This window comes from Shewanella sp. S1-49-MNA-CIBAN-0167 (assembly GCF_040310145.1).
GTDB classification, from domain to species: domain Bacteria; phylum Pseudomonadota; class Gammaproteobacteria; order Enterobacterales; family Shewanellaceae; genus Shewanella; species Shewanella psychromarinicola.
In genome coordinates, this window is the sequence record NZ_JBEOPO010000271.1 from 1 (window position 1) to 270 (window position 270).

The 270-nt window shown below is 46.7% G+C and carries 1 protein-coding gene; it reads left to right on the top strand.

All coding sequences use genetic code 11. The features are described 5' to 3' along the window. Positions 1-35: 35 nt before the first annotated feature. Positions 36-270 (top strand): cytochrome d ubiquinol oxidase subunit II (gene cydB / locus AAEZ00_RS21285; RefSeq protein ID WP_351089897.1); only part of this gene is annotated, 235 nt, incomplete at its 3' end.

Genomic DNA, 270 nt, shown 5'->3' on the forward strand with positions numbered 1-270 from the left:
CCTAATAACACCACTGAAGGTAGAGGAGAGCAATCATGATTTTTGATTATGAAACATTAAAAATGCTGTGGTGGTTGATCATAGGCATACTGCTAATTGGCTTTGCAATTACCGACGGCATGGATATGGGCGTTGCTATGCTGCTGCGCCTAGTGGGTAAAACTGATTCAGAGCGCCGCACCGTTATTAATACTATTGGCCCGCATTGGGATGGCAACCAAGTATGGTTTATTACCGCCGGTGGTGCACTATTTGCCGCGTGGCCTATGG